This window comes from Nitratireductor indicus C115 (assembly GCF_000300515.1).
Classification (GTDB): Bacteria; Pseudomonadota; Alphaproteobacteria; order Rhizobiales; family Rhizobiaceae; genus Nitratireductor; species Nitratireductor indicus.
In genome coordinates, this window is sequence record NZ_AMSI01000040.1 from 1 (window position 1) to 8,945 (window position 8,945).

The 8,945-nt window shown below is 60.9% G+C and carries 7 protein-coding genes; 1 reads left to right on the forward strand and 6 read right to left on the reverse strand.

Features of this window, described 5'->3' with window-relative positions; translation table 11 throughout:
• Positions 1-337: 337 nt before the first annotated feature.
• On the forward strand, positions 338-1,291 hold the full coding sequence (locus tag NA8A_RS23860; RefSeq protein ID WP_009453015.1) for a LysR substrate-binding domain-containing protein: 954 nt from the start codon (positions 338-340) through the stop codon (positions 1,289-1,291).
• Between the two features lie 28 nt (positions 1,292-1,319).
• On the opposite strand, the gene NA8A_RS23865 is transcribed toward NA8A_RS23860, so the two are convergent.
• The 6 genes from NA8A_RS23865 to NA8A_RS23890 form a co-directional block, all read right to left on the reverse strand.
• The gene (locus NA8A_RS23865) at positions 1,320-2,270 is read right to left on the reverse strand and encodes an NAD-dependent epimerase/dehydratase family protein (protein ID WP_009453016.1); all 951 of its coding nucleotides are present in this window, start codon (positions 2,268-2,270) and stop codon (positions 1,320-1,322) included.
• Positions 2,267-3,199: an NAD-dependent epimerase/dehydratase family protein gene (locus NA8A_RS23870; protein ID WP_009453017.1), complete on the reverse strand. Its 933-nt coding sequence runs from the start codon at positions 3,197-3,199 to the stop codon at positions 2,267-2,269. Before NA8A_RS23870 ends, NA8A_RS23865 begins: the two co-directional genes overlap by 4 nt.
• A complete protein-coding gene (locus tag NA8A_RS23875) occupies positions 3,196-4,050 on the reverse strand; it encodes a sugar phosphate isomerase/epimerase family protein (RefSeq protein WP_009453018.1) in 855 nt (284 codons plus the stop codon). Before NA8A_RS23875 ends, NA8A_RS23870 begins: the two co-directional genes overlap by 4 nt.
• Positions 4,047-6,557: a branched-chain amino acid ABC transporter ATP-binding protein/permease gene (locus NA8A_RS23880; RefSeq protein ID WP_009453019.1), complete on the reverse strand. Its 2,511-nt coding sequence runs from the start codon at positions 6,555-6,557 to the stop codon at positions 4,047-4,049. Before NA8A_RS23880 ends, NA8A_RS23875 begins: the two co-directional genes overlap by 4 nt.
• A complete protein-coding gene (locus NA8A_RS23885) occupies positions 6,554-7,420 on the reverse strand; it encodes a branched-chain amino acid ABC transporter permease (protein ID WP_009453020.1) in 867 nt (288 codons plus the stop codon). Before NA8A_RS23885 ends, NA8A_RS23880 begins: the two co-directional genes overlap by 4 nt.
• A gap of 95 nt (positions 7,421-7,515) precedes the next feature.
• Complete coding sequence (locus NA8A_RS23890) at positions 7,516-8,742, reverse strand: ABC transporter substrate-binding protein (RefSeq protein WP_009453021.1); 1,227 nt, start codon at positions 8,740-8,742, stop codon at positions 7,516-7,518.
• Between the last annotated feature and the right edge of the window lie 203 nt (positions 8,743-8,945).

The following is an 8,945-nucleotide window of genomic DNA, read 5'->3' on the forward strand; positions in this document are numbered from 1 at the left end:
TCCTCTTGTCCCGTCTCGTAAGCCGATCCCACAACCTGTCCTTTCCGCCTTCGCATGTCTCGCTCGCAAGGCGGTGCATAGCGGCCGCCGGTGATTGCGGGCCTCCTCCTGCCCTGGACCGGAAGCTAGCGAGAAGCGGCATCGAGCTTCCAATACTCTTTTCCGCGACCCCCATAAGACGAACATATCGCCTAACGTTAAGATGCTGAAAAAAATAAGAAATATCGAAATTCGGCGAAAGCTGACGCGCCGAACGGCGACAATGCGCGCTCTGGACAGAAAGTGCGGGCGCAAGGCAAGGTGAAGGCGAGATAACAAGACCGTAAAAAGGCGGCTAATGGACGTCCGGCAACTCAAATATTTCGTGACGATCGTGGATTGCGCCGGCTTCTCGCAGGCCTCGCGGCAGCTCAACATTGCCCAGCCCGCGTTGAGCCAGCAGATATCGCGCCTCGAATACGAAGTGGGCGCGCCGCTTCTGACCCGCTCCAGCCGTGGCGCCAGCCCCACCCCCAAGGGGGTCACCCTTTACCGCCATGCAAAGTTCATTCTCCGCCAGATCGACCAGGCGCTGGTCTCCACACGCGAAACGGAAGCGGAAGTCTCCGGAAGGGTCACGCTCGGCCTCCCGCCGACAACGATCTGCCAAACCGGCATGCAGATCGTCGAGCGGGTGCAACGACGTTACCCCGGCATCCTGCTCAATGTGGTGGAAGGCCTTAGCGGAAGCCTTCAGGCTCAGGCTGGGGCCGGCGATCTCGATCTGACCGTGCTTTTCGCACCGGCCGCGGTTCCAGACTGGACCGCCACGGAACTTCTTCGCGAAGAGCTTTTTCTGGTCTTTCCTGTCGAATCGCGCATTTTCCCCGACGACGTGAAAAATGTTTCGATCCGTGAGATCGCCGACGTTCCGCTGATCCTGCCGAGCTCGCACCACGGTTTGCGCAGACGTGTCGACCTGGAGTTCGAAAGGCTGGAACTGATCGTAGTGCCGATCGCCGAGATCGATTCTCTTCCCGTCCTGATGCACTGCCTGCAGCGCGGTCTGGGAGCCACGATAAAGCCGCGTGCGGCAATCAACGTGCATGGCGCGGCCCTTGCCTCGCAATGGCGCTGCCTGCCCATCCGTGATGTTTCGATGAACCGCGTGAATTACCTCTACGCTCCGCCGGAAGAGGCTTTGTCGCCCGCAATCTCGGCCGTTCACGCCGAGCTTATTGCCCTGATCCGCGAGGAAGTGGCCGAGCGTCGCTGGACGGGCGTGACCTGGATCGGACCCGAGGCGGACTGAAGTCAGCCCCGGATCCTTCCGCCCGATCTCAGTTCCCGCGCGCCTCGCGGGAAATTCTAACCATCAGCGCGATGCCCTTCCCGATGGGAAATGCCGGTTCATATCCGAGCTCCGCACGCGCCCGTGAAATGTCGAGTGCGCCCTTCCGCGCCGTCGGAATGCGGTCGCCATGACTGTAAGGCCCGGCGTCGATCTGCAGATCGGCGCCCGGAACTTCGGCAGCGACCAGGGCCGCCACCTGAGACAGCGTCGGCGCTTCTCCCGTTGCGACATTGTAGGCGCGGAAACGGTGCTCTTCCTTATCAAGAGCAAGAAGCAGCCCCGTCACGGTGTCCTCGATATAGACCTGGTCCACGGCCAGATCGCCGCCGCTCCGATGATGCAGGCGCTCGCCGCGCAACGCGGCATCCACATAGGTCTGGGGCATACGCGGGCGCGGCAGGTTGGGACCATATACCCAGCATGTTCGCACGTGGATGCACTCCAGGCCATGGTCGCGGCTATAGACATCGCCATAATGCTCTGCCGCAAGCTTCGTCAGCCCATAGATCGAGGTCGGCTTCTGAACGTGATCCTCGGTAATGCTTTCCGACAGGAAGTCGCCATAGGTTTCCTCGGTCGACACATGGATCACCCGCTTGACGCCGTGAAACCGCATGGCTTCGAGCAGATTGACCATCCCCTCGACATTCACCCGTAGCGCCTTTGCCGGAATATCGGCGCATTGAAGCACGCCGACAATGGCAGCGGTGTGCACCACGGCGTCAATGGGATGCTTGTCGAACAGACGCATGACCTGGGACCACTCACCAAGATCGGCAACCTCGTTGATCAGACCATCATTGCTCCGCGCCAGAGCCGCAAGCCCTGGATTGATGCCTATATCGGCGGAGACAACCCGGTCGCCGCGTTCCAGAAGCCGTCGCACGACGGCGCTCCCAAGCCAGCCCGAACCGCCGGTTACGAGAATGGTCTTCATTGTTTTTCTCCCGTGGACGAAGGGGCTTCGATCAGATGGCGCAAACTATGCTCAGCCCGGAAACCCAGGCGTGCGGATGCATGCTCCACGTCGTAGAGCCCCGCGAATGGATTGGATTGGTAGAGCTCCGGCCGACGGATCTCTATGGCGTCGCCATGTAGCCGGCGGGCACGTTCCACCGTCGTTTCCCCGGCAAGCGTTTCAGGAGCAGCAAGGAAGAATGCCTCGAAGCTTCCCGGCTCCATTTCAAGCTCCAGAGCCAATCGGAACGCCCGCGCCAGGTCGCGCGGATCGATATAATTATAGAACATGCCGCCGCCTGCGCTGGAAGGTCCGCCGGCCGGCGTGCCCCGATAGGTCTCGGGCGATGCATGGCGTGCGCGGATTTCGCCGACCATTTCCGGATAGGCGACAAAGACAGTTCGCAGGGCAACCGTCTGCATGCCCCAATGGGTGTAGGAACGCGCGATATCCTCGCCGAGTATCTTGCTCAACGCATATGGATCGGTCGCCTGCAGCGGGTGGTCGAGATCGACCGGCATGTAGAGTGGCGGCTTCATCGCGCCCTCTCGCACCGTATAGCCGATCACCGAATCCGACGAACAGAACACGACGCGGGCAATGCCTTCCCGCCGGGCCGCCTCGAACACCTGCCACGTCCCCATGACATTGGTGTGCATGATCTCCTCGCCAGTGCCCTGCCAGATATTGGCCCTGGCAGCGGCATGGATGACGAGCCCCGCACCCTTGACCGCGCGGGTGACCGTGGTCGCGTCCGTCACGTCGCCCACCACCCAGTCGTCGCATTCTTCGCTCGACCGGCGGTCGAGGCCCCGCACCGGATATCCCGCGTGGATGAGTTCACGCAGGATGTAACGGCCAAGAAGGCCGGCTGCTCCCGTCACGAGAACGAGCGGTTTCATCGTCATTGATGTGCCTCGAATGCGAAAGGTCGGCCGAGAGACCGCAAAACCTCATGGCTCTGACGGATGGCTGCAATGGGCTCGACCCCGATGATTTCCAGAATGAAAGGACCTCGATAGGCGATTTCGTCAAGCGCGTTTACCACCCCTGCGATATCGACGTCGCCCATGCCAAGCGGATCATGACGCCATATCTGGCGTGTCGTGTCGGACGCATGGACGACGCTCAGATGCTCTCGCAACATCCGCAGTCCAGCGACAGGGTCCTCGCCGAAGAAATGCGCGTTGGCGACATCGTAACACGTCCCAAGGACCGGATCGTCGATCTCCCCCAGGAAGGTCAGGATGTCGCTCGCCGCCGGCAGGGCCGCAAAGGGAATGTTCTCGATGAGCAACCGGACACCGTTGTCGCGCGCAAAAGGGATCAACGCCGACAGGCTTTCCACGAGCCAGTCGTGCAATTGCGCCTTGGGCGCCGGCGAGAGCGGGCTCAGCCGTCCCGGAACGACGATGATGTTTCCAACACCGATATAGGCCGCAAGCTCGATCTCGCGTTTGAACATTGCGACGGAATGCGCCCGCATCTCCGCAAAGGGCGATGCGAGGTTTGTATCGAGGCTCGGCATGTTGAGCGTGTGGATCACCGCTTCGCCACCTCGCACCATGGCGCGCAGGGCACGAGCATCCTCGCCTGTCCTGTCGAGCCCTAGGTGCGGGGGCTGGACCATCAGTTCGAATTCCCGGTACCCGAGGCCGACCAGTTCGCGAACGGCAAGATCGGCACGCCGGTTCCATAGAAAGCCGTAGCTGTTGATCGCCGGCGCACGCTCGGTTGCAAGAAGGGTCCTGTGGGTCATGCTGCTGCAATGCCCAGCAAGCGGTCCTGCAAATCATGATCGTTGGCGAGTTCCACCGCCGGACCGTTGAACGCCACCTTGCCATTGACGAGCACATAGGCTCGATCCGCCATGGCCAGAACCTCATCGGCATGATGTTCAACGATAACGAGGCTCGCGCGGGTGCTGATGCGCTGCACGGCTCCCTTCACCTCGTCGACAACCGCCGGCGCCAGCCCCTCATACGGCTCATCGAGGAGGATCAGGCGGCTTGGCACCACCAGGGCGCGGGCAATCGCCACCATCTGGCGTTCGCCTCCCGACAGGTTCTGCGCCTTGGACCGGGAAAGCAGCGCGAGCTTGGGGAACAGGTCGTGGATTTCCTCCATGCTGGCGCCACCGGGCCGCATGGCAATGGCCAGATTCTCGTTCACCGTCAGATTGGGGAACAAGCGCCGCCCTTCCGGCACGATGGACACGCCAAGACGGTTCACGCAGTCCGAACGCATCTGTCCGATATTCTCACCGTCGAGCAAAACCTCGCCGGATGTTGGGTGAAGCTGGCCCATGATGGTGCGCAGCGTGGTCGTCTTGCCGACACCGTTACGCCCGAGAAGCGCCACGACTTCGTTGGGCATGACCCGCAGGTCGAGACCTTCCAGGACCGTACCGCCGCCATAGCCGGAGAACACGTTCTTCATGTCGAGCAAGGGGCGTTCGTCATTTGCAGCCACTGCCTTCTCGCGTACACGGGCGGCAATCGGCTGGCGTTCCTTTGGCTTGCCCGCCTTTTCCTTGCCGAGATAGGCTTTCACCACTTCAGGGTGATGCGCCACTTCGGCCGGCAGACCGTCGGCAATGAGCTTGCCCTGGTGCAGGACCGTGATCCGGTCCGAAATCGCAAGCACCCTGTCGATGTCATGCTCGATCAAGACCACGGCCCTCAGCTTGGAGAGCCTTGTGATGAGATCGGTGACGATGACGCGGTCGCTTTCGCTTAATCCTGCAAGCGGCTCGTCGAGAAGCAGGACCGAGGCATTGCAAGCCAGGGTGACGGCAATCTCCAGGAGACGGATTTCGCCATGCGAAAGCGCATCGCATTCTTCGGCTGCCCTGTCGGCAAGTCCGACCGCATCGAGGATAGACCATGTGCGGGCGCAAACCGCCTCATCCTTGTGTGCATCGCGCCACAGTGGGATCGTGCCCTTCGTGGAAGACTGAACGGCAATACGCACATTCTCGAACGGCGTGAGCTGTCGGAACACGCTGATGATCTGGAACGATCGGGCGATGCCGAGGCGGGAACGCTCATAGGCCTTCAGCTTCGTGATGTCGCGCCCCTTGAACCGGATCTGCCCGCGATCGGCATCGATGAGGCCGGTCAGGATATTGAACAACGTGGTCTTGCCCGCGCCGTTCGGCCCGATGATCGAATGCAGCATCCGGTCGTGTACGTCGAGCGTGATCCTGTCCTGGGTGACGATGGAACCGAAAGCCTTTGACAGTTCCCGCACTTCCAGAACAGGTTCCTTGCTATGCTCGGCAGGGGCCGCGTCGAAAGGTTCGATCCTGGCAGGGCGCGCCGGCACGGTGTTGCGGGTCAGGGTCCAGCGATCATGCTTGAGCCAGCGCTGCACAATGCCCTGCATGCCTTCCGGCGACAGGACGGCGAAGATAATGATGATCGGAGCAAAGAACAGCCACCAATTGTCCGTCATCACGCTGAGCTTTTCCTCGAGCATGAGGAAAGTGACCGCGCCCCAGATAGGGCCAAGGAAGTGATGAACGCCGCCAAGGGCTGCCATCAGCACCGGATCGCCCGCTCGCTGCCAGCTCATATTGTCGGCATAGGCGCCCTGGATGAGCATGGCCAGAAGCGCACCTGCAAAGCCGATGATCGTTCCCGCGATGCAGAAGCCGACCCATTTGACGTTGAACGTGTTGTAGCCGAGCGTGATAGCGCGCTGCTCGTTGTCGCGCACAGCCTGCATCAACCGCCCGAACGGTGTGTGAACCAGACGCCACATTGCACCGATCAGGAGAATGACCACCGCAAGCGTGAACCAGTGAAAGCCTTCCGCGCTCTGGAACAGAGGGCGGGGCACATTCTGGATGCCGTTCTCGCCGCCTGTCACCGCTGTCCACTTGAAAGCGATCTCGTAGGCGACCTGCGAGCAGGCAAGTGTGATGAGCGAGAAATAGAGCCCTTTGCGGCGCAGGATGATCGCGCCAAGCACGGCAGCGCCAACAAGGGAGAACACGCCTGCGAAGATGAGCGCCGAAATCTCGTCGGTGAAGGTGCGGCCCAGCGTGAAAGCCACCGCATAGCTGGCGCAACCGAAGAAGATCGAAGCACCGAAGGGAACAAGGCCCAGATAGCCGATCAGGAGGTTCACGCCCATCGCGTAGAGCACGTAGATGACGATCTGCGTGACATGGTTGATCGACCCGCCGGTAGCGACGGAATACCCCGTGAGCGCGATGAGAACCAGCGTCGCTATGAGAACGGGATGTTTGAGATAGGTCATTCGAAGCGCTCCCATTGCGAGCCCAGAAGGCCGCGAGGACGCAGAAGCAGAACGACCAGCATCAGCACATACATGGCGGCAGTCGAGGCTTCAGGCCAGAATTGGATGGTCATTGCGGTAACGATACCGACGGTGAGGCCGGCGATCAGGGCGCCGGCGAAGGAGCCGAGGCCACCTATCGCCACGATCACGAAGGCAGGCATGATGGCGTTCGCAGCCATGGAGGGCGACACGGTCCAGAGTGGCCCGGCGAGAATTCCGGCGATTGCCGCGATGGCGCAGCCCAGGCCGAAAACGCCGGTGAAGACACGCGGCAGGTTGATGCCCAGCATGTCGACCATTTCCGGATCGCGGCTGCCCGCCCGGATGATGCGGCCATAGGGCGTAAAGTTCAGGAACGCCCACAGAGCGACCAGAACCGCGACCGTCGCCACCAGAACCGCAACGCGGTAATTGGTCATGAAGATCGGGCCTATTTCCACGAAGCCGTTCAGGAATTGCGGCGGAGTCAGCGGCTTGCCGTCCGTGCCCCAGAAGTGGCGGATCACGGCCTCGATCAGAAGTCCGAGCGCAAAAGTCACCACAAGCCCAAGCAGCGGCTCCTTGCCGTAGAGCTTCCGGATGAGAACCACCTCCACGACCATGCCCACACCGGCGACCAGAAACGGCGCCAGGATCGCGGCGGGCCAGCCGAACAGCCGGACCAGTTCGTAGGAAAAATAGGCTCCGAGCGCGAAGAACGCGCCATGTGCGAAGTTCACGATGCCCAGCATGCCGAACGTGATCGACAGGCCGACGGCGATCAGAACATAGATGAAGCCAAGCACCAGGCCGTTGGCGACCTGAGAAAGCAGAATATCCATGGCGCGTATTCCCGATCAGAAAGCGCTGCGGGCCTCACGGCCCGCAAAAGGGGCCGTCATCCTTAGGATGAACGGCCCCGCAGGTTTTTAAGGGGTCAAAGATCGCCCATGGTGCAGCCGATTTCTTCCTTCGTCCCGAAGGCGGCTACGGTCTCGTCGGCATCCTTGGATGTCCAGGAAACGACGTCCATGAAATCCCACTTGTCGGTGATCTGATCCTTCAGCTTGACGATGACCGCCGGGCGGATCAGCTGGTGATCGAAATCACGAAAATAATAGGGGAACGTCCCGTCCTTGTAGGTCCAGGATTCGATTGCCGGAACGATCTTCTGGGGTTCGGTCGAACCGGCCGCCTCGATCGAATCGATCATCGCGTTCATGGAGAACCAGCCGAAGAATGCCTTGTCGGACGGCGGCTGACCGTATTTCTCCTCGTACTTCTGGACGAATTCCTTCTCCCTGTCGGGATTTGCCTGATCGTTGTAGTACCAGGGCTTCACATGCGTGCCTGTAGCCGCCGCAGGGCCGATATCCCAGAAATCCGTATCGGAAACAGCGACTTCATAGATCGGGATGGAGCCTTTCATGCCCATCTCGTTCCACTGCTTCATGAAGTTGGAAAGATCGAGTCCAACCAGCGCACCGAAGATCGCGTCAGGCTGCGCCTTACGAATCTTCAGGATATAGGAGCTGTAATCGGCGGTGTTGACGGGAACCTCGTCATTGCCGACTTCCGTACCATTGATGCCTTCGAGCTTGGAGCGTCCGGTGCGCAGGACATCCTGGCCGAATGCATAGGCCGGGGTGAAGAAATAGATCTTCTTGTCCTTCAGCTCGTTGAACACGGCCGAAACCTGCACCGGCACCGGCGCCTGGGCGCGGAAGGTGTAGCGGTTGCAGTTGGCGCCGGTGACTTCCGATGCCGCCGAACCCGCCGAGATGAACGGCAGTTTCTCGCGCTCGGCGACCGACATCATGGCAAGCGTTGCAGCACTCGAATTGCCGCCGACGACACCGACGACCTTATATTCGTCCGCCATCTTCTGCATGTTCTGCTGCGCCACCTGCGGGCTCGCCTCGTCGAGCCACACGGTCTCGATATCCTTGCCGAGCACCTTGCCGCCATGCATGGCGACCGCGAGTTCCGCACCCTGTGCCATGTTGAGACCGATCGATGCGCTCGGTCCCTGCTTCGGCGTCAGGATGCCAAGCTTCACCGTTTCCTGTGCAAGGGCAGCACCGCCGGTCACGGCGACCGTGGACACGCCAGCAAGCAGGGTCAGCCCCAGCCCCGCCGCAACGGATTTGAATTTACCAGTCATATGATTTCCTCCCATTGAGCTGCTTCCTATTCGGGTGGCATTGAGCGCAGGCAGCCTCCAGCCCCTTGCCCAGCGATGGGTCACTCTAGTGACCGCACCGGATTTCTAGAAATATGAGTTTCGTCTGCCGCTATACGCTTCCTCTATGGCCCGCCATTGCCGATGCGGGCTGCGTCACGGTGAAACTGACGACGCGTTCCTCG